The sequence below is a fragment of the Empedobacter sedimenti genome (assembly GCF_030005555.1).
In the GTDB taxonomy this organism is placed as follows: domain Bacteria; phylum Bacteroidota; class Bacteroidia; order Flavobacteriales; family Weeksellaceae; genus Empedobacter; species Empedobacter sedimenti.
In genome coordinates this window covers 1-22,552 of sequence record NZ_JASCQG010000022.1, presented here as the reverse complement: position 1 = coordinate 22,552, position 22,552 = coordinate 1, and the positions used below count along the sequence as shown (strand labels likewise).

Below are 22,552 nucleotides of genomic sequence, written 5' to 3'. Positions count from 1 at the left end.
ACAATTCTGTAGATAGATTGAATGAAAAAGTGAAATTCTTTTCATTTTTGTCTTGATACAAAAACGAAACAAAAAAAATCAAGACCTCAATAAAAGCGCTAAAATGTTCAATCCTCCGCGAAAAGATTTAAAAACCTATCGGCTAAATCTTTTTTATCGCTCCATATTTCCCATTTATTAACGCCTTTTATTGAAAGGTCACTTTTCTTATTTAAGCAATACAAGCAGAAAAGATTCTTCGACAGGCTCAGAATGATAAAAAGTTTTTAACTTAAAACTTATTACTTAATACTTAGAACTTGAAAACACCCCTGTAATCCCCTCGAGGGGACACTTTATATATCTATATTATTTTTACTGCAAGAAATGATTAGACGTGATGGTTTGCTGTTTCAAGCTAACCAACAGCGGATACTTTGTGGTTAACTGTTCGGGAGAAATTCTACGGAGTAGAATCTATTTATAAATAAAAAAAAGCTCGAATGAATCGAGCTTCATATAATTATTAATCCAATATTATTATACAAAATCTTTCAAAATTATGTTAAATTCTTCTATACTTTTTGTTGCAACCCTCTTAATATGTATAATAGATGAATCCGTGTACGCATCTGACGGGTCTATATATATAATAGGAACATTTTGTTTTGCATAATCTTTGAGCGAAGCAGCTGGATACACTTGCATTGACGTTCCGATAATCACTAAAATATCCGCTGTTAAAACCTCATCTATGGCGTTTTCGATTTCTGGAACCATTTCGCCAAACCACACAATATGAGGACGAAGTTGATTTCCGTCTTCTGCTAAATCTCCAAACTTGATGTCTTTACTCCAATCAATAATCAGATTCTCGTCTTTTTCGCTTCTTGCTTTTCTCAACTCTCCATGTAAATGAATAACTTTTGTAGAGCCAGCTCTTTCGTGCAAATCATCTACATTTTGAGTTATAATAACTACTTCAAAATTTTGTTCTAATTCTTTCAGAAAAAAATGTGCTGCATTAGGTTCAACATCGAATAATTGTTTTCTTCGTTGATTATAGAACTCTTGAACCAATTTTGGATTTCTTTGATAACCATCAATCGAAGCCACTTCCATAATATCATGATTCTCCCACAAACCATTTGCATCCCGAAAAGTTGATATTCCACTTTCAGCACTAATTCCAGCTCCAGTTAAAACGACTAATTTCTTTTTCATTTTGAGTTTATTAATTGAAGTAAATATAACTTTATAAAACAACAAAACTCCACTTCTACAAATGGAGTTTTGGTTTTATTTAATTTTTCTTAATTCATCTAACTTAACTAGACACATAACACTAAATGTCGCAAACATGGTCAACGTAAGAATTGCTGCATTGATTATCATAAACTTTATTTTTTAAGTTGTTAATTTGAATTAAAGTTACTCCAAATCATCTCTTTCGAAAAGTATTTCATCAACAAATAAAGACTTAACTCACTTATTTTTAATGAATAAACTTTAAATTCAAGACATAAAAAAACCTCAATTGGGAACAACTGAGGCCTTTCTCTACTAAAACTTAAGTACCATGAAAACTCAACTAACTTATATAAAGACTAGTACTTACATTAGATTTATCAAACGATATACCAAATTAAATCTCAATTTGTTAAAAATAAAAAGCAGCCAAAAATTTGACTGCTTTAAATAATTTGTATTTAAAATATACTTAAAAAGTGTATTTATTTTCTTTAATTAATAAATCTGCAATTTCAGTTTTTAAGTTAACTACGTTTGGATATTCGTTGTAACGTGTAAATCTTCTTAAACCAGATAACATCATACGTTGCTCATCTCCTTCTGTGAAAGAAATAATTCCACGAGTAGCTTCTGTTTTGATAATTTCTACTGATCTGAATAATTGTAATTGAACCAATTTTTCTGCATTTTTCGCTGCATCAGCACCTTTTACATTTGCAATTTTTTCTGCACGTAACATCGCCGATTCAACCATATAAATTTCTTGCATAATACGAGAAGCAGCAATAATTAATTGTTGGTGTTGCTCTAATTCTGCACCAAATTTTTGCAAAGCAGAACCTGCAACCATAAAGAATGCTTTCTTAAGATTTGCAATGATTTCTTTTTCTTGTGCAAATAATTCTGAATAATCTGGAACATCAAAAGATGGAATAGACATTAATTCGTTCGCAACATTCATTGCAGGTGACATTAAATCTAATTTTCCTTTGAATGCACGTTTTACTAACATCGATACACATAATAATGTGTTGATTTCGTTCGTTCCTTCGTAAATTCTCGAAATACGCGCATCTCTCCAAGCAGCTTCCATTGGCATTTCTTTCGAATATCCCATTCCTCCGTAAATCTGAATTCCTTGATCCGAAGCATCTTGCGCTGCATCAGAAATCCAAACTTTTAAGATAGAAGCTTCAATTGCATATTCTTCGATACCTTTTAATTCAGCTTCGTTATGCGCCATTCCTTTTGCAACATTATCTTCAATTGCATCTTGCACATCTTTCGCTGCACGATAAGCACCAGACTCAGAAGTAAATGCTGCAACAGCCATATCAGCTAATTTCTCTTTAATCGCACCAAACGTATTAATTGAAGTATTGAACTGTTTACGCTCTGAAGAATATTGTAACGAATTATCTAAAATACGACGTTGCGCATCTAAACAAGCCGCTCCTAATTTGATACGACCAACATTCAAGGCATTCATCGCAATTTTGAATCCTCCATCTCTTTCTCCTAAAAGATTTTCAACCGGAACACGAACTTCGTTAAAGAAAACTTGACGCGTTGACGAAGAAACAATTCCTAATTTATCTTCTTCTTCTCCTAATGAGAATCCAGCACCAGCTTTATCTTTTTCTACTATGAAACCAGTGATGTTTTTATCATCTTCGATACGAGCAAAAACGATGAATAAATCTGCAAAACCTGCATTTGTAATCCACATTTTTTGTCCTGTGATGATGTATTCTTTTCCATCTTCAGATAAAACAGCTTTTGTTTTTCCTGAATTTGCATCAGAACCAGCTTCTGGCTCAGTTAAACAGTAAGATGCAAACCATTCTCCTGAAGCTAGTTTTGGTAAATATTTTTGTTTTTGTTCTTCTGTTCCATATAATGTAATTGGCATTGTACCAATTCCTGTATGCGCTCCGAAAGCAGTTGCTAACGAACCTGTAGCACCAGAAATATAGTCACACACTAACATTGTAGTAACGAATCCCATTCCCATTCCTCCATATTCTTCTGGAACAGAAATTCCTAATAATCCTAATTCACCAATTTTACGCATTAACTCTTCAATCAATGCATAATCTTTTTTCTCAATTTGGTGTTTTTTAGGCACTACTTCTTTATCGATAAACTCTTTTGCAGATTGCAAAATCATTTGTTGTTCTTCTGATAAATCTTCGTAAGTGAAAATATCATTGTAAGAGGCATCTTTAATTAAATATTGACCTCCGATTAATCTATTTGGATTTGTAGACATTCTTGTAATTGTTTTATGGTTGTTATATTATAAAAAGAAGAGCCAGATTAGAAAAATCTTTACCGACTCTCCTACCGCATTATTTTAAATATTCAAAAATTGAAGCCGCTCCCTGTCCGGTACCCACACACATTGTTACCATTCCATATTTCGCTTTACGCGCTTCCATTTCGTGTAACAATTGGACAGTTAATTTAGTTCCAGTACACCCTAGTGGATGTCCTAAAGCGATTGCACCTCCATTTACATTTAATATTTCAGGATTAAGATTTAACTCTCTTGAAATAGCAACTGATTGAGAAGCAAATGCCTCATTCAATTCTATTAAATTAATATCTTCTAGTTTCATTCCTGCCTGTTCTAACGCTTTTGGAATTGCATACAAAGGTCCCATACCCATAATACGAGGCGCTAGACCAACTGTAGAATACGCTACTAAACGTGCAACTGGCTCAAGACCTAACTCTTTCACCATATCTTCTGACATCACCATTACGAAAGCTGCTCCATCAGACATCTGAGAAGAGTTACCTGCCGTAACTGAACCTCCTTGTGCAAAAACAGGACGCAATTTTGCTAAACCTTCAACTGAAGTATCAGCACGAGGACCTTCATCCACTTTAAAATCCATTTTCTTAGTTTGAACTTTCTCGTTATCATCTAAGAAATTATACTCAACATCAATTGGAACAATTTGTGAATTAAATTTTCCCTCAGCATTTGCTTTCAACGCTTTTTGATGCGAATTAAATGCAAATAAATCTTGCTCTTCACGAGAAACTTTAAATTCATTCGCTACTTCTTCTGCTGTCAATCCCATTCCCCAATAGTAATCTGGGTGATCTTTTGCTAAAGCAGTTTCTGGAATTGGTTTATAACCTCCCATCGGAATATACGACATCGATTCTGCACCACCTGCGATAATACATTCTGCCATTCCTGTTCTAATTTTAGCAGCTGCCAAGGCAATTGCTTCAGATCCTGATGCACAGTAACGATTTACTGTAACTCCAGAAACTTTATCAGTGTTTAATCCCATTAAAGAGATAAGACGCGCCATATTTAATCCTTGTTCTGCCTCTGGCATTGCACATCCAACGATTAAATCGTCGATACGTGCTGGATCTAAAGTTGGATAATCTTGCATTAAACGCTTGATTACTGTAGCTGCCATTTCATCTGGACGAGTAAAACGCAAAGCTCCTTTTGGTGCTTTTCCTACAGCTGTTCTATATCCTGTAACTATATATGCTTGTTTCATTTTTTAAAGTATTATTAGATTGTACAATGTAAAATGTATGATGTACAAAGTATTTAATTATAGTTCTGAATTAATTTGACTAACATATTCTGTATATGTTTTAAATCTTTTAATAAATCATCCGAAATCTTTACTTGAATAAATTCTAAATCTCTTGCTAAAATAATTTGACATTCCAATTCGAAAGACGAACCTAGAGCAATGTTGAGAAAATTAATAAATTGAGCATTCGAGTTTCTACCAGCACCTTCTGCAATATTTGAAGCTATCGATACGCAAGCTCTTCTTGATTGAGAAGTCAAACCATAAATCTCACTTTTAGGATAATTTGAAGTAATTTCATAAAACCTTTTCGTAAAACTCATTGTTTTTTGCCAAACGATTAACTCTTTAAAATCATGCATAAATACTTTTTACATATTACATTTTACTTAATACAAAGATTAATTACGCAACGGTTTACCTGTTTTTAACATATGTTGAATACGCTCTAATGTTTTTCTTTCTCCACAAAGAGATAAGAATGTTTCGCGCTCTAAGTCTAACAAGTATTGTTCTGAAACATAAGTTGATTCAGACAAATTACCACCTGTCATTACATATCCTAATTTATTCGCAATTAAACGATCATGATCCGAAGCAAAACGTCCAGCAACCATAGAATCTGTTCCGACATAGAACATTCCCATCGCTTCTTTTCCTAACACTTCTACTTTACGTTGAATTGGTTGTGTATAACCTGCTTCTGCCAAAATAATTGCGTGTTTCTTCGCTTCTGCAATTTGACGTTCTGCATTTACCACTACAATATCTTGCTCACGAATAATTCCCATATTCTTCGCTTCATAAGCTGAAGTAGCCACTTTCGCAGTTGCGATATTCATGAAATTATCACGTAAATGATTTACTTTCACATCATCTTTCAAGGCGAATTCAGTTGCACGGCGCGCAAATTCTTTCGAACCTCCACCACCTGGGATTAATCCAACTCCAACCTCAACCAAACCAATGTAAGTTTCGGCAGCAGCAACAATTTTATCCGCATGCATCGACATTTCGCAACCCCCACCAAGTGTCATTCCGTGAGGAGCTACAACAACGGGAATAGATGAATAACGAACACGCATCATTGTATCCTGAAACATTTTGATCGCCATATTCAATTCCCACCAATCTTGTTCTGCAGCCATCATCATAATCATGGCTAAATTAGCTCCAACCGAGAAATTATCTCCTTGGTTACCAATTACAACTCCACGATAATCTTTTTCTGCTAACTCAATTCCTTTATTGATTCCTTGTAAAACTCCACCTCCAAGAGAATTCATTTTAGAACGGAACTCAATATTGATAATTCCATCACCTAAATCTTGAATAGATGTTTCTTGGTTTGACCAGATTTCATTCGTTTTTCTAATATTATCTAAAATAATGAATGCATCTTGACCAGGAATTAATTCAAATTGTTTTGTATTTTGATTGTAGAATAATTTCTTTCCATTTTCGATTTTATAGAAAGAATCTGCACCAGTCGCTGCTAATTCTTTTACCCAATCCGAAACCTTGAAACCTTCTGATTCTACTAATTGAATTCCGTTTTGTAATCCAACTAAATCCCATGTTTCAAATGGACCATATTTCCAAGCGTAACCTGTTTTTAAAGCGTCATCGATTGGATAAAGTACATCTGAAATTTCTGGAACACGTTGCGAAACATAAGCAAATAATGACGCAAAATGTTTACGAATTAAATCTCCTCCTTTCCCAGAGTCTTTCAATAAAACACCTAATTTATTACGCATAGAACCTGCATTTTTAGCAGTTTCTACAGCAGTAACTTTTGCGCGCTCCATTGGACGATACTCTAATGTATCTAGATTTAAGGCAAAACGATTGGTATTTCCGTCTTTATCAATTTCTTTGTAATAAAAACCTTTTTTAGCTTTATCACCTAAGAATTTATTTTCGATTAAGAAATTCAAGAATTTTGAATCTTTCAAACCTTGAATCATTTCGTCATTTGGCGCATTTTGCTGTAAACCTTTTGTTACATTATATGCAGTATCCAAACCAACTAAATCACCTAACTTAAACGTTCCTGTTTTTGGACGACCCAAAATAGAACCTGTTAGTGTATCTGCTTCTTCGATTGTTAAACCTAATTCTTGTGTCAACTCCATCACTTTCGCCATCGAGTAAACTCCTACTCTATTTCCAATGAAACCTGGCGTATCTTTACATAAAACTGGTGTTTTACCTAAGAATAGTGAGGCATAATTTTGGAAAAATTCAACAACAGATTTATCTGTTTGAGGAGTTGGAATAATTTCGAATAATTTTAAGTATCGTGGCGGATTGAAGAAATGCGTTCCACAGAAATGTTTCTGAAAATCTTCTGAACGACCTTCAGCCATCAAATGAATTGGAATACCAGAAGTGTTAGACGTTATCAATGTTCCTGGTTTACGGAAGTTATCTACACGCTCGAAAATTGATTGTTTAATATCCAATCTTTCGATCACAACCTCTATTACCCAATCCGAGTTTTTAATTTTCTCGAAATCATCATCAAAATTCCCTACAGTTATACGAGAAGCAAATGCTTTGTCATAAATTGGTGAAGGATTGCTTTTTAAAGCAGCATCTAAGTGAGTTTGAGCAGTTCTGTTACGAACTACTTTACTCTCTAAAGTAAGTCCTTTCGCTTGCTCTTGTGGTGTAAGCTCGCGAGGAACCATATCTAACATCAAGACTTCGACTCCGATATTTGCAAAATGACATGCAATACCAGAACCCATCACTCCTGATCCTAATACAGTTACGTGTTTAACGTGTCTTCTCATAATTGTTTTTAAATATTTTTTTGTCCGATATTAATTGATTAATCTTATAAATCACTTCTAAGAAAATTTGCATTTTCTCTGGTTCGATGTGACTATTTATAGCTTCGTTAAATTGCAAAACAAAATGTTTTGAAATATCACGCATTCTTAATCCTTCTTCAGTTAATGTAATCAAAACGCTTCGTCCATCTTCTGGATTTGGTTTTCTTACGATAAAACCTCTCGCTTCTAAGTTTTTTAATGTTCTTGATAAACTTGTTGGTTCTATTCCCATCTTTGGTCCTAATGATGTACTTGGCGTACCACCACGAGGATCTATTGATAATAATGTAAATGCATACACCATTGTAGAATCATAGCATCCTGCTTGCTCGTTATACATTTTCTGAACAGAAAGCCATGTTGAACGTAATAAATAGTCTATCGTTAAATCTTCTCTTAACATGTTTTAGTGTATGTATAACAAATATAATCTTTTTTTACTATGCAAGCATAATAAAGTTTAAAATTTAATATTTCTTTTACAAACTTTATCTCAAAACATTATTATTCAGTAAAATAAAACAATTAACTTACATACACAAAATAATTACTATGAATAAATAGTGAATTTTTTATTCAAAAAAGTTTAATTATGAATTAATGGTGTAGAAATACACTATAATAAAATCGAAAATAGATATTATAATGGTCTCAGATTATAAATAAATAAGATTGTTTAATCTCTTTTCTTCAACATACATTCGTAGAAATTTTAAAAACTGCTTATGGAATCAAACCATACAATGAATAAAGTAACGGCAGCCTCGCTATTAATCACCTTCGGAATTATCTATGGTGATATAGGAACCAGTCCGTTATATGTAATGAAAGCAATTATTGGTGAAAATCGTCCAATAGAAGAAAGCATTGTCTACGGAGGTGTTTCTTGTGTTTTTTGGACTTTATTTTTCCAAACTTCAATCAAATATGTATGGTTAACCCTAAAAGCAGACAATGATGGCGAAGGTGGTATTTTCTCTTTATACTCTTTAATTAAAAGAAAAGGGAAGAATTTAATTCTACCAACTATTATCGGTGCTTCGGCTCTTTTAGCTGATGGAATCATCACACCTCCTGTCTCTGTATCTTCTGCAGTTGAGGGATTAAGAATGATTAAAGGACTAGAACACATTCCTACAATACCTATTGTAATCTTTATTTTATCAATGCTTTTCTTTTTCCAACGATTTGGTACAAACAAAGTAGGTAAAATATTTGGTCCATTTATGGTAATTTGGTTTACGATGTTATTAGGTTTAGGAATATTGTATATCACTAAATTCCCTGACATCATTAGAGCATTAAACCCTTATTATGCCTATAATTTATTAGCAAATTACCCACATGGTTTCTGGATTTTAGGAGCTGTTTTCTTGTGTACAACAGGTGCAGAAGCATTATACTCGGATTTAGGTCATTGTGGTAAAAAGAACATCAGAATTAGCTGGATTTATGTAAAAATATGTTTGGTAGCAAATTATTTAGGTCAAGCAGCATGGTTATTACATCAAGACGATCCAATGTTAGATGGTCGAAATCCTTTCTATGAAATGATGCCAGACTGGTTTTTGATTCCTGGTATTTGTATTGCAACAGGAGCAGCAATCATTGCGTCTCAAGCATTAATTACTGGATCTTTTACATTAATCAACGAAGCGATCAATTTAGGTTTCTGGCCAAGAACGTTAATTATTCAGCCAAATGAGCACAAGAGCCAAGTTTACATCCCTACAATCAACTTATTTTTGTGGGCTGGTTGTGTTTTTATTGTTCTTTATTTTAGAGATTCATCTCACATGGAAGCTGCTTACGGACTTGCTATTACCGTCACCATGTTAATGACAACACTATTATTATCTTATTACCTTAATTATTACACCAAATTCAACAAATTATTTATCGTTGCAATTTTATCCGTTTTTGTTGCGATAGAAACTTCATTCTTCATTGCAAATGTTGTAAAATTTGCCGAAGGTGGATACTTAGCACTACTTATGGGATGGTTATTCTTTGTAATAATGTATTGTAGTTTTTATGGTAAAATTCTTAACTCAAGAAATCTTGAATTTGTAAAAATCAAACGTTATGCAAATGTCTTGACAGAGCTAAGTGAAGATAAAACAGTCAACAAATATTCAACGTTCTTGTTTTATTTAACAAAATCTACAAATCCTAAGAATGTAGAAAAATATAGTATTCAATCTATTTTATCAAAACGTCCAAAACGAGCAGATGTCTATTGGTTTGTGAATATTAACCGTGATAACGAACCTTATACATTAAACTATAAGATTTTACCTGTTGTAGATCAAAAAATCTATCGAATTACGTTTAATGTTGGATTTAGAGTTCAACCAAAAACTGAACAATACATCAAAAAAGTAATTAACGACATGTACGCAAATGGAGAATTAGAGCTAAAATACTTGAGTATTTGTCTGAAAAAATACAACCAAGACCCTGACATGAAGTTTGTATTAATTGAAAAATTCCCTTCAATTGAAACCAAATTAAGCATGAGAGAATTCTTTACACTGAAAGTTTATTACATCTTGAAGAAAATAGAATTTAACATTCCGAAATCATTTGGACTTGAGAAAAACGATGTAGTCGTAGAACATATTCCGTTATATGTACACAAAAATAACATTGACGATTTAACAAGAATTCAATAATTTAAATCATATTACTAAAAATGCTACATTGATAATGTGGCATTTTTTTTATCACAATAACAAAACTTTAATCAACAATTCAAGACATTTTTTGTAAATCATAAATAAAATTTCATAATTTTATATCAATCAATTATTTATAAACAATTATAAAAAACTAAAATTATGTTCGAAATTTATACAGACAAAGCGGGTGAATTTCGCTTTCGTTTAAAAGCTAAAAATGGTCAAAACATTTTAGCTAGTGAAGGATATAAACAAAAAGCAAGTTGCGAAAACGGAATTGAATCTGTTCGTAAAAACTCGCAAGACGATTCGAAATTTGAATTAAAAGAAGGAGCTTCTGGAAAATGGAGTTTCAATTTAAAAGCTTCAAATGGACAAGTAATTGGAACAAGCCAGTCGTACGAAACAGAATCTGGTGCAAAAAATGGAATTGCTTCTGTTAAAACAAATGCTTTAGAAGCTACTGTAAAAGAAGTTGAAGGTTAATTACAAAAACCTCTATAAAAAGCTGAAGCCTTGGATTACTCCAAGGCTCAACCTAATTAACACTAATATGAATTAACACTAAAAACTTATGAAGTAAAATAATGTTCACTTTATTTAAGATGCGATCTAAGCATCCAAGCAGTTTTTTGATGTTGTTCCATCAATCCAACTAAAAAATCAGAAGTTGAAATATCCTGAAACTCTTCAATTTCTACTACAGATTTCGCCAAAAAGTCAATAATAACTTCGTGATCATGTAGTAAATCTGCGATAAAACTAAGACTATCTTTTTTGTCTGATTTTCTCGCTTCCGATAAATGAGCTAACTGCAAATACTCAGTCATCGTTGCAGGTGCATAAACGTCTTTTTGACGAATTTTCTCTGCTACATCATCTATAACAATTTGCAATTCGTTATATAATGATTCAAAATACACATGTATCGTTTGGAAATCTGGTCCCTCTACATTCCAGTGTGCATTTCTTGTTTTTAAATATAAAATATGTTCGTCTGCTAATAATTTAATTAATGTATCAGCTATTTTCTGTTTCATTTCTGGCGATAATAATTTCATCTTTTTTTGAATTTATATTGTACTTATTTGATTAACTTTACTAACACAAAGGTACAATCTGAAACTGACCTTATTATAAGTTTTATAGATTATAAATCTATTACTTTATAATAAAAAACTATAGAACGACATTTTTCATTTACATCTCTACTTAAAGATTTCAAAGACTTTAAGAGAAAATGATAAGGCAAATTTATAGTGGATTTTTTAATTGTAGCCACTTTAAAACGTTAAAAATTAATTAAATTTATATGAAAAAGTTTCTTTTATTTATCATTTCTTTAACCCTATCTAACGCAACCTTTGCACAAGATTATCAAAACCAAACTATTAATAACAATTGGCGTTTTGGTGGTGGTTTAGGCTTATCTTTTGGAAACAACGGTTACTTTGGTTTCAATGTTTCGCCAAGTGTTGGATATATGGTTGCAAATAATTTAGAATTGGGTGCTACAGCAGGTTACCAATACGCAAAAGATGATTATTCAAAACTGAATTTATTTAATGTTGGTCCTTATATCAATTTTTTTCCTATCGAAAATATTTTCTTGAGAGCAAATTATATGTACTATACAGGGAAACAAAAATTTGACGATCGTACACCATATTATAATAGTGTATATGAAGCTAATCTGGACGAATCTGCGTTATGGTTGGGAGCTGGATACCAATCAAATGGACCGGTTAGATTTCAAGCTGGTGTAATGTATAATGTTTTATACAAAGAAAACGAAAGTATATTTTCCTCAGGATTGCAACCATTTATGGGCGTTTCAATCGGATTATAAATGATAAAAAATCCATCTAAAAATTTTAGATGGATTTTTTATCATTTATTTCAATTCGTCTTTCAAGAATTTCCCTGTCACACTTTTCGGATTCTTAATAATTTCTTCTGGCGTTCCTTCTGCCACAATTTTCCCTCCTTTGCTTCCTCCATCTGGACCAATATCTATCACATAATCGGCTAATTTTATTACATCCAAATTATGTTCAATAATGATAACTGTATTTCCGAATTCAACGATTTTATTAATTACTTTCATCAATACATTTACATCTTCAAAATGTAATCCCGTAGTTGGTTCATCTAATATATAAATTGTTTTGCCTGTTTGTTTTTTTGCTAATTCTGTGGCTAATTTCACACGTTGGGCTTCTCCACCGCTCAATGTTGTAGACTGCTGACCAAGCGTGATATACCCTAAACCAACGTCTTGTAGCATTTTTACATAACGATAAATTTTCGGAATTGCTTCAAAGAATTCTACCGCTTCATTTACCGTCATTTCTAGCACATCCGAAATTGACTTCCCTTTGTAACGAACTTCCAACGTTTCACGATTAAAACGTTTACCATTACACGTTTCACATTCTACATGAATATCTGGTAAAAAATTCATTTCAATCACTCGCAAACCTCCACCTTGACATGTTTCGCAACGTCCTCCTTTTACATTAAAAGAAAAACGCCCAGGTTTGTAACCTCTAATTTTTGCTTCAGGTAAATTTGTAAATAACGTACGAATATCAGAAAAAATACCTGTATACGTTGCAGGATTAGAACGAGGCGTACGACCAATTGGCGATTGATCCACTTCGATTACTTTATCTAAATGTTCTAAACCATCTAATCTTTTATAAGGCATTGGATCTTTTTCTGCTCTAAAAAAATGTTGATTCAGAATTCTGTACAACGTTTCATTAATCAACGTTGATTTTCCTGAACCAGAAACTCCAGATACAACAGTTAATGTACCTAAAGGAATTGTTAGATTAACATTTTTTAGATTATTTCCTGATGCACCAAAAAGTTTTAATTCGTTTCCGTTACCTTTTCGTCGCTCTTTTGGAATTTCAATTTGTAATTGATTATTCAAATATTTTGATGTCAATGTATCCGTTTTCAACATTTGCTCAGGAACACCTTCCCAAACAATTTGTCCACCATTTTTTCCAGCTTTTGGTCCTACATCGATTACAAAATCAGATTCTAAAATCATATCTTTATCGTGCTCTACAACTAGAACTGAATTTCCGATATCACGCAATTTTTTCAACGAATCAATCAATCTCACATTATCGCGTTGATGCAATCCAATACTTGGTTCATCTAAAATATACAACACATTTACCAACTGCGAGCCAATTTGCGTTGCTAAACGAATTCGCTGCGCTTCGCCTCCAGATAGTGTTTTCGAAGAACGATTAAGACTCAAATAATCTAGACCAACATCTAACAAAAACGTTAAACGTGTATAGATTTCTTTTAGAATTTCGTGAGCAATCTGTTGCTGATTTGCAGTCATTGAGATTGGCGCATTCTCAATCCATTGTTGCAAAGACTTAAGATCCATTTCAGCAACTTCGCCAATATTTTTGTTATCAATGCGGAAATAAAGCGATTCTTTATTAAGACGTTTTCCTTCGCAAGTTGGACAAACGACTTTTTTTCCGAATTTTTTACCAATCGAAGTTGAAGAAGGATTGTTTTTATCTTCCATTATTTCTGAAAGAAATTCATTCAAACCTTCAAAATCGATTTTATATGTTTTTTTTACTGAAGCAAATTTAAGATCAACATTCAATGTTTCTTTCAAACCATTCATCACATCGTCAATCAACTCTTGCGGAAGTTTCTTAAATGCTGTTTTTGGATCAACATTGTATTTTACAAAAATTGCATCAAGTTGTTTTTCTATTCGAGAAGATGATTTTAATGCTTCAAACAATTCTTCAAGATTATCAAACATTGATTTTGTCGGATCTTGAAATAATTTTTCAGTGTTCACTACTTTCAATTCTCCCAAACCTGTACAAGTTAGACAAGCTCCTTTTGGCGAATTAAACGAAAAGGTATTTGGTTCTGGTAAAGCATAAGACATACCTGAGGTTGCACACATTAATGATCTAGAAAAGAAACGCGTTTCATTCGTCTCATAATCCAAAATCATTGTAATTCCGTCTCCTTGTTGCATTGCATGATCGATACTTGATCGTAAGCGTTGATCAGTAACTTTATCATTCAAGATAATTTTGTCTACCAACAATTCAATATCATGTGTTTTGTAACGATCTAACATCATTCCTGGTGCAATATCTTTCAATTCACCATCAATTCGCATTTGTAAGAAACCTTTTTTAGAATAGGTTACAAAAACTTCGCGATAATGACCTTTACGAGAACGTACAATCGGCGATAAAATCGCAATCTTTTTACCTTCATATTGATCACGAACTAATTCAATAATTTGATCATCTGTGTAAGCAACCATTTTTTCGTTTGTTTCTACAGAATACGCTGTAGATGCACGTGCAAAAAGCAAACGGAGAAAATCATAGATTTCTGTAATTGTACCAACTGTAGAACGCGGATTTTTATTAGTCGTTTTTTGCTCGATCGCAATAACGGGTGATAAACCATCAATTTTATCAACATCTGGACGCTCTAAACCGCCTAAAAATTGACGCGCATAAGAAGAAAACGTTTCGATGTAACGACGCTGACCTTCTGCATAAATGGTATCAAAAGCCAACGAAGATTTTCCACTTCCACTTAAACCTGTGATAACAACAAGCTCGTTTCGCGGAATCTTTACATCAATATTTTTCAGGTTATGTTCCCTTGCTCCGTAAACTTCAATAAAATCTTTGTTCATGTTCATTTGTAAGAAGTTGCAAAAATACAAAAAAAGCCACATTTCTGTGGCTAAGTCTATTTTAAATATTGTTAATTGTTCCTAAATTATTTTTTGAGAATCGGAATATATATACGCGACATCAATTTTAGACTATCTGTTTCTTTTGGATCGTTTAACATGACTTCTAATTGTTTTGAATCTAAATTCAATTTCTTTGATTTTGCGTAATTATTCATTTTATTAATTGTCTGCATACGCTTTGATCGCGGACCAATATGTAATGTTAGCAAATACTCGCCACCAGGAACAACCACTTTTTGCATTCCTTTTTGTAATGGTAAATCTTCAATCAATTGAATGCCTGGAAAAAATGTAGCACGATCTTTTTCTTTATTAAATTCTGTAAAATACACATACGGAAATCCTAAATCGAAATCAAATCCTCCTTCCTCTTTATTGATTAATGCTTTATAAATCGTTTCGAAAGAAGCATCTATTTTACTCATCACATCAGACTCGGCTAATTTGGATTGTTTTTTAATGGCTAATAAATTTGTTTTTCCTAATTCAACAATTCTAAATTCACCAAAATTTAATTTTCCTTCTTTTTTATCTTTATCTAATCGAATTTTTACTTGTTTATTTAAATTTTCCATTGATTCTTCAAACTTCGATTTCGGACTCTTAAAAAATGCAAAATAACGATAGAAATATGGAATCTCTTGACTCAAATAATTCAGTTTTGCTAATGTTTTTCCGTTCTCTTCTTGTTCAAATTTAACATTCAAACTATCTTTTTTCTCCCATCCATCATACTTTATTGTATAATTTACAAATCGATTTACTGAAAAACTTTCAACTGTAATTTTTCCTGAAGAAATTGAAGCATTATCCGAATCCCAGCGCGCAAAACTCTTCTCATCATCCTGAGGATTAGAAAACTCTTTCTTTGTTAACGAATCTGCTTTTGTAAACTGTTCCCATTTAGAGAATTGTCTCAAATTATAGAATTCATCATAAACTAAACCTACAGGAGCTTCAAATTCATAATCAAAATTCTCATCAAAACGGCTTGGTAAAACAATTGGTACTAAAGCCAATAATGCAATTATGATAACTAAAAAAAGATTTATTTGTTTCATGGAAAAAATTGTGAATACAAAAATAGAAATACTTTGTTGCTCTGCTTATATTTTTAATAATTATCTCTAAAAAAGATTATATTTGATTAATAATATTATAAACTTATGGATTTTACAAACTTAATTCAAGGAGCTATTGGTCAGCAAATTATCGGATCTGCTGCAAATCAATTAGGAATCAACGAGTCTCAGGCTCAAAGTGCAGTTTCTGCTGCTGTTCCATTTTTATTATCAGCATTAAATAAAAATGCACAAAACGGAGGAGCTGAAGGAATTTCTGCAGCTTTAGATAATCATAACGGAAGTATTTTAGACAACTTATCTGGTTTCTTAGGTCAAGGAGGAAATCAACAAGATGGTTTAGGAATTTTAGGTCATGTATTAGGAAATAATCAACAAAATGTAGAATCTGCAATTTCTAAACAATCAGGTTTAAACATGGGACAGGTAACGCAAATATTAGCATTAGTTGCTCCTATTGTAATGGGATATTTAGGACGACAAAAACAATCTGAAGGTCTAGATTCAAACGGAATAGCTGGTTTGTTAGGTGGATTAGTTGGAGGTTCTAACACAACATCTAATCAAGGTGGAATTAACTTAGGTGGTTTCGAAAAATTATTAGATCAAGATGGAGATGGACAATTAGGTCTTGGTGATGCAATGGGATTATTAGGTGGTTTCTTAAAGAAATAAAACTCTTATACAATAAAAAAGCAGGAAGTCATTTTCCTGCTTTTTTATATCCAAAAATTGACAACTTTAAAATAATGTCTTCTTTTTTTTCAAAAAAAATAATTATATAATTATAATTAATAAGTAATTAAAAATCAATTATAAACGAATAAAACAATACCTCTTATAAATAAATACAACTAATTATATACTAAACAATTAACAACAATTAGGCATAATTTTTGGTTTTTGCAGAAAATAATTTATAATATACTATTTATTTAAAAATGAAAAACTATTTACTACTATCGTTCATATTGATAAGCTTTAATTTATTAGCCCAAGTTGGGATTAACACAAACTCACCAGATCCAAGTTCTATTTTAGACATAAAATCAACAAACAAAGGAGTACTAATTCCACGTGTAACTTTGAAAGGAACTAACGATGTTACAACAATTGCTAATCCTGTTTTAGGATTAATGGTATTTAATACAACAGCTTCTGACAACGGAACACCTACTGATACATCGGACGATGTAATTGCAAAGGCATTTTACTATTGGGATAGTGCAAAATGGCAACAATTTGTTAGTTATGATAGCTTTGTTCAGAAACTAAATGAATCTGCTGTTCCTCAAGTTGAAGCTATTATTACGTATGCCCCAAGAAACTCTGGTACAATTACTCCTTTTTTGAGTGCAGATAAGAATAATGGAGGAAACATTAGACAGATTATGTTTGATGATACGCAATTTGACCCTAATGGAACTTATGATAAAACAAATTCAATTTTTACTGCTCCTCGTGATGGTGTTTATTCGTTTGATGTAAATATGTTAATGAGAGCATATAGTAATAATGTTACTGGTCAATTTATTCAAATTTCAGTTTCAAAACCATTTACAAACTATAATTTACCACCAAACAAATTGGACGGAACTAATGATGGAAGTAATATTTGGAATAATTCTTCCTTTGCTTTCCTTAATAGATCCACTTCTACTGCAACTGCAACTCCTGGAACTTATCCTACAAATATTACTTTAAAAGGTGTACAGGCAATGAAAAAGGGAGAAAAAGTAATTTTTCTGACAAGATTTATTACTCCAGGAACCTCTACATCTGCACTTGATAATTATACAAATGATATAGAATCAATAAATTATCTTAGAAATAAAACATGTAATGTTGTTATTACATATTATCCTGTAAAATAAAAAAACCGAAGCTAGCTTCGGTTTTTTTTTTATAAACAACGAATCTAATTATTTTTCTATCTAGATTGGATTCGTAGTTTATTTTTTTTTTAAAAAATGAGAATAAAAATTCTTTTTTCTATTTTTTCTATTTTATTCATGATAATTAAAAACAATTCTTAACTTAGTTTTAACATACAACTAAAACAATGTCAAAAACACAACTTTTATCATTTTTTATCATTTTTTCATCTTTAACTTTTATAAATTGTCAAAATAAATCGATTAAAAGTAATGAAATTGAAAAACCGATGCAACATGTAAAATTAACAGAAAATGATTTTATTAATCAAAAACCTTTGATTATTACCACAAGCAAAGGAAAAGAAGAGGCTTATTCTGTAATTATATACACAGATAATCCAAAATCGCTAAGAGATAAAGGAATTCTTATACAAAGTGAATCAAAAAGCTTTGTAACGGCTTTGATCAAAAAAAGTGATATCAAAACTATTAATAATTTATCAACAATTAAAAGTGTAGAGTTTCCTATTATGGATCACCCTACAAAAAACTAACACTTAAGAATTAATATTAAAACAAGTTACATATGATTAAAAATTTACACAAGCTAAGCGACTTAACATGTACACAATTTAAATCATCTATCTTATTAAGCTCTACTTTACTATTATTAGGAGGGTATGCGGCGGCTCAAAATAAAGTAGATCCACGATTTGAACAATTAATTAAGCAAAAAAAGAGTAATAAACTATCTAAAGCAAATAGTGAAGCTTTTAACGCAGAAAATCAACTATCAACTTCTACAATTGTTTTACCTAATGGTCAAACAGAAGAATTGTATCATGCAATTATTTTTACAAAATCTCCTGAAGAACTAAAAGCTAAAGGAGTATTGGTTCAAGCTATTTCAAAAGATTTTGTTACAGCATTAGTAAGTATTGATCAACTTAATGATTTTCATTACGATAATAATGTTATTAGTGTAGAAACACCTAAAGTAGATGTCTTACACAATCAAATAGCGAGAAATGAAAGTGGTGCCGAATTATTACATAATGGAGCCTTAAATAATATCAATTACACTGGTAAAGATGTATTAGTTGGTATTTTTGACACTGGAATTGATTTTACTCATCCAGATTTTAGAGATGCACAAGACCAATCTAAATCTAGAATCTTAAAAATTTGGGATCAAACTCTTACTGCAGGTGCTGGTGAAACGACTCCACAAGGATTTAATTATGGAGTTGAGTATACACAAACTCAACTAAATGACGAATTGGATGGGTCTCCAGCTAATCTGGTAAGACAAAAAGATCTTAATACCCATGGAACTCATGTTGCTGGAACTGCAGCTGGAAATGGAATGGGAATGCCTTCTAAAATATACAAAGGTATGGCTCCTGAAGCTAATATTGTTATTGTAAAAGGAAGTGATACATCATTTACACAAACCAATCAAATTAATGCTTTAGAATATTTCAAAACATTATCTAACACTCTTGGAAAACCAATTGTTGTTAATATGAGTATCGGAGGACAATACTCTACACATGATGGTACTGCTGTAAATGAGGTTAAAATTAATGAATTCACAAATTCAGGACCAGGTAAAGTAGTTGTTATTTCAGCTGGAAATGACGGTTTTGGAAATATCCATCAAAGGATTGACTTAGAACCAAACGAAAAGAAAACAATTATAGTAAGAGTAAGTGAAGCTGCTGCAACTTCTACAGTTAAAAATTTATTCTCTTTTGTTACATATAATAAAGGATTACAAAATAACGAACCAATTACAGCTCGATTAAAAGGACCTGATGGTGTTGTTTACACTCAGATACCAGGTTCAACAGGAAATTACACAATCCCAAATGCAGATAATTCTGGATCAATTAGTATGACTCTGTATAATTATTGGTCAACTTCAAACCAAAAAAGATACTTAGACTTATCTGTAAATAGAACTGGAAGCAACGTAAAAACTGCGGGAGATTATGAATTAGAAATTGAAAATAATTCTACCACAAAACAAACGATTGATGCTTGGTTCTATAATAAAGAAATCCCTTCTACTTTTGTAAATGGAGACAACTACTATACTGTTTCTACTCCTGGCGGGGCTGACAACGCAATTACAGTAGGAAATTATGTTGGTAGAAGTCTCATACCAAACAGATCTGCTGGTTATTCATATTATTACAGTTTACCAACTGGACAACTAAACTCAAGTAGTTCTAAAGGTCCAAGAGCAGATGAAGTTCAAAAACCAGATATCACAACTGACGGAACAAATGTACTTTCAGCAAGACCTTTCAACAGTACAACAGCCTCTACAGTTGATAAAAATCAATACTATTCTTCAAAAACCGGAACTAGTATGTCATCTCCTGGTGTAGCTGGCGCAGTAGCTTTATTGTTACAAGCAAATAAAAACTTAACCTTTAAAGAGGTTAAAGCGTTATTAATAAAAAATGCTAATAAAGATGAGTACACTACAGCAAATATTACAAGAGAATATGGTCACGGAAAATTAAACATTTACAATGCAGTACAAGAAGCAGTAAATAATTTGAATGGAAACACAAGTTGTCCTGTTAGTAACTTCAAAATGTTAGGATATGACAACACATCAGAAGTTTATTCTCCAACCGAACTACCTTCTGCAGGATATTATAATATAGGAAGTACAACACCTCAAAGCTTTGGAAGACTAGCTGTTAAATATACTCCAGATATATCAGGCAAATTACAAAGTGTATATATTTTAACAGGAAGTTCAACTGTAGATGCAACCAAAAAAATTCCTTTTACAATTGAATTAAGAAAACCTAATGAAGATGGTACTGTTGGTGATTTAATTGGATCAAAAACTATTGAAGACATTCAAACCCTTGGTCATTTTGAATGGACTAACTTTGACGTCTCTGACTTAAATTATAAAACAACTTTAGGGAAAGATTTTTACGTCGTTGTATATTCAGATCAATTTGCATATAGATTATTCTTTGACAAAACAAACGTTGATAAAAGAACATATTTTTCATCAGACGATGGTAAAACATTTAAAGTTTCTTCGAGTTTAGATGCAAAAATTCGTGCTATAGTATATGAAAATGAACCTGGCGTTAAACAGTTAGCTAAAACTTCTAAAACGGCAACACAAGGTGTTAATTTAGGATACAATTATTTTGTAAATGGATGCGAACTTATCACAAGAGTTGAAGCATCTGGTGCAGCTCCTATCACTGGCTCAACAACTGCAAAAGCTTGGATTGATTCTACTTTAAAAGATTTCGTACAAAGAAGAATCGAGGTTAATGCAGCTGCTAACAATTCAACTTCTACTGGAAAAGTTACTTTATTTTATTCACAAGCAGATTTTGATGCATTTAACAAAAATGCAACCGTAAAATTACCTACTTCTCCAACTGACGTTGATAACAAAAAGAATGTTGTAGTACATTTCTATGCTGGTACAAGTAGCGACAACACTGGCGCACCAAGTACTTATACAAGTAAAGTTGTTAACACAGTTGTTCCTGCAGAAAATATTGTTTGGAATGATACATACAAATATTGGGAAGTTACTGTAGATGCAATTGGTTTCGGAGGATACTTAATGTCAACAAATAGCACATTAGCTATCAAAGACAACTCATTAAATGAACTATCAATTTATCCTAACCCAGTTGTTAATGAACTAACAATTAATTTACCTTCAAACATCAAAAATGCTGATGTGAGAATTGTAGATGTAACTGGAAGAACGATTTCTAACAATAATGTTACGATTAACAACAATAAACTTGATGTTTCGCACTTAGCACAAGGAGTTTATATTGTAGAAATCAAAACAGAAAAAGGAACGACTTCAAAAAAATTAATTAAAAAGTAATTCACTTTTAGTCATAATAAAAAAAATCCGAAGCTAGCTTCGGATTTTTTTATAACTCTATTTTAAAACCAATTCCACGAACTGATTCAAATTTTATCGTTTCATCATACTGAAAATATTTACGCAAACGCGTCATAAAAACATCTAAACTTCGCCCCATAAAATAATCGTTTTCACCCCAAATTTTTTCTAAAATCTCTTTACGACTCACTAATTGATGATTATTCTGAATCAAGAAACTTAACAACTCAGCTTCTTTTTCTGTCAACTGAAATTTCTCTTCATTGTAAATTAACTGCAATTGATTTCGATTAAAAATATAAGTTCCAATTTTAATAGATTCTTCTAAAACAGGTTGATTCCTCTTCAAAATATTTTTTATTCTCAACACCAATTCTTCAGGATCACAAGGTTTTGTAATGTAATCATCTGCTCCTAATTTCAGACCTAAAACACGATCAAAACTTTGCGCCTTAGCAGTCAAAAACAAATAGGGAATTGTAATGGTTTTGTAATCTTCCCTAAAAACCGGACCGTTTAAAAATATAGTTTATTAACTTAGGGATAATTATGAAACAGAGCAATT

Annotated in this window: 17 protein-coding genes; 7 read left to right on the top strand and 10 right to left on the bottom strand. The window is 31.9% G+C overall.

Going from position 1 to position 22,552, the window contains the following annotated elements; translation table 11 throughout:
• Positions 1 to 519: 519 nt before the first annotated feature.
• From QHG34_RS15150 to QHG34_RS15125, 6 genes are all read right to left on the bottom strand, one after another.
• Positions 520 to 1,203, bottom strand: coding sequence for an SIR2 family NAD-dependent protein deacylase (locus QHG34_RS15150; protein WP_282631077.1), 684 nt, complete (start codon positions 1,201 to 1,203; stop codon positions 520 to 522).
• 496 nt (positions 1,204 to 1,699) lie between these two features.
• The gene (locus tag QHG34_RS15145; protein WP_282631076.1) at positions 1,700 to 3,502 is read right to left on the bottom strand and encodes an acyl-CoA dehydrogenase family protein; all 1,803 of its coding nucleotides are present in this window, start codon (positions 3,500 to 3,502) and stop codon (positions 1,700 to 1,702) included.
• A 79-nt stretch (positions 3,503 to 3,581) separates the two neighbouring features.
• Complete coding sequence (locus tag QHG34_RS15140; RefSeq protein WP_282631075.1) at positions 3,582 to 4,763, bottom strand: acetyl-CoA C-acyltransferase; 1,182 nt, start codon at positions 4,761 to 4,763, stop codon at positions 3,582 to 3,584.
• Between the two features lie 53 nt (positions 4,764 to 4,816).
• Positions 4,817 to 5,167, bottom strand: coding sequence for a four helix bundle protein (locus QHG34_RS15135; RefSeq protein ID WP_282631074.1), 351 nt, complete (start codon positions 5,165 to 5,167; stop codon positions 4,817 to 4,819).
• A 39-nt stretch (positions 5,168 to 5,206) separates the two neighbouring features.
• Positions 5,207 to 7,606 carry a 3-hydroxyacyl-CoA dehydrogenase/enoyl-CoA hydratase family protein gene (locus QHG34_RS15130; protein ID WP_282631073.1) on the bottom strand — a complete coding sequence of 800 codons (2,400 nt, stop codon included), beginning with the start codon at positions 7,604 to 7,606 and terminating at the stop codon, positions 5,207 to 5,209.
• A complete protein-coding gene (locus tag QHG34_RS15125) occupies positions 7,590 to 8,051 on the bottom strand; it encodes a MarR family winged helix-turn-helix transcriptional regulator (RefSeq protein WP_282631072.1) in 462 nt (153 codons plus the stop codon). The genes QHG34_RS15130 and QHG34_RS15125 overlap by 17 nt, the downstream gene beginning before the upstream one ends.
• A 322-nt stretch (positions 8,052 to 8,373) precedes the next feature.
• Between QHG34_RS15125 and QHG34_RS15120 the strand changes: the two genes are divergently transcribed.
• Positions 8,374 to 10,323 (top strand): KUP/HAK/KT family potassium transporter, encoded by a 1,950-nt coding sequence (locus QHG34_RS15120; protein WP_282631071.1) that lies wholly within the window; start codon positions 8,374 to 8,376, stop codon positions 10,321 to 10,323.
• A gap of 165 nt (positions 10,324 to 10,488) precedes the next feature.
• Positions 10,489 to 10,815, top strand: a complete 327-nt coding sequence (locus tag QHG34_RS15115) for a YegP family protein (protein ID WP_282631070.1) — start codon at positions 10,489 to 10,491, stop codon at positions 10,813 to 10,815.
• A 110-nt stretch (positions 10,816 to 10,925) separates the two neighbouring features.
• Here QHG34_RS15115 and QHG34_RS15110 read toward each other — a convergent pair whose 3' ends face one another.
• Complete coding sequence (locus QHG34_RS15110) at positions 10,926 to 11,390, bottom strand: Dps family protein (RefSeq protein ID WP_282631069.1); 465 nt, start codon at positions 11,388 to 11,390, stop codon at positions 10,926 to 10,928.
• Between the two features lie 251 nt (positions 11,391 to 11,641).
• Between QHG34_RS15110 and QHG34_RS15105 the strand changes: the two genes are divergently transcribed.
• A complete protein-coding gene (locus QHG34_RS15105) occupies positions 11,642 to 12,178 on the top strand; it encodes a hypothetical protein (RefSeq protein ID WP_282631068.1) in 537 nt (178 codons plus the stop codon).
• A gap of 45 nt (positions 12,179 to 12,223) precedes the next feature.
• On the opposite strand, the gene uvrA is transcribed toward QHG34_RS15105, so the two are convergent.
• Together uvrA and QHG34_RS15095 are read right to left on the bottom strand one after the other, a co-directional pair.
• A complete protein-coding gene (uvrA, locus tag QHG34_RS15100) occupies positions 12,224 to 15,055 on the bottom strand; it encodes an excinuclease ABC subunit UvrA (protein WP_282631067.1) in 2,832 nt (943 codons plus the stop codon).
• Between the two features lie 80 nt (positions 15,056 to 15,135).
• Complete coding sequence (locus tag QHG34_RS15095; RefSeq protein WP_282631066.1) at positions 15,136 to 16,173, bottom strand: GyrI-like domain-containing protein; 1,038 nt, start codon at positions 16,171 to 16,173, stop codon at positions 15,136 to 15,138.
• Positions 16,174 to 16,278: 105 nt separating this feature from the next.
• Between QHG34_RS15095 and QHG34_RS15090 the strand changes: the two genes are divergently transcribed.
• The 4 genes from QHG34_RS15090 (at position 16,279) to QHG34_RS15075 (ending at position 21,966) form a co-directional block, all read left to right on the top strand.
• Positions 16,279 to 16,869, top strand: a complete 591-nt coding sequence (locus tag QHG34_RS15090) for a DUF937 domain-containing protein (protein ID WP_282631065.1) — start codon at positions 16,279 to 16,281, stop codon at positions 16,867 to 16,869.
• Between the two features lie 266 nt (positions 16,870 to 17,135).
• Positions 17,136 to 18,068 (top strand): hypothetical protein, encoded by a 933-nt coding sequence (locus QHG34_RS15085; protein WP_282631064.1) that lies wholly within the window; start codon positions 17,136 to 17,138, stop codon positions 18,066 to 18,068.
• Between the two features lie 188 nt (positions 18,069 to 18,256).
• Positions 18,257 to 18,625 (top strand): hypothetical protein, encoded by a 369-nt coding sequence (locus tag QHG34_RS15080; RefSeq protein ID WP_282631063.1) that lies wholly within the window; start codon positions 18,257 to 18,259, stop codon positions 18,623 to 18,625.
• 32 nt (positions 18,626 to 18,657) lie between these two features.
• Positions 18,658 to 21,966: a S8 family peptidase gene (locus tag QHG34_RS15075; protein WP_282631062.1), complete on the top strand. Its 3,309-nt coding sequence runs from the start codon at positions 18,658 to 18,660 to the stop codon at positions 21,964 to 21,966.
• Between the two features lie 49 nt (positions 21,967 to 22,015).
• Here the strand turns inward: QHG34_RS15075 and QHG34_RS15070 are convergent, their stop codons facing one another.
• Positions 22,016 to 22,456, bottom strand: coding sequence for a response regulator transcription factor (locus QHG34_RS15070; protein WP_282631061.1), 441 nt, complete (start codon positions 22,454 to 22,456; stop codon positions 22,016 to 22,018).
• Positions 22,457 to 22,552: the final 96 nt, after the last annotated feature.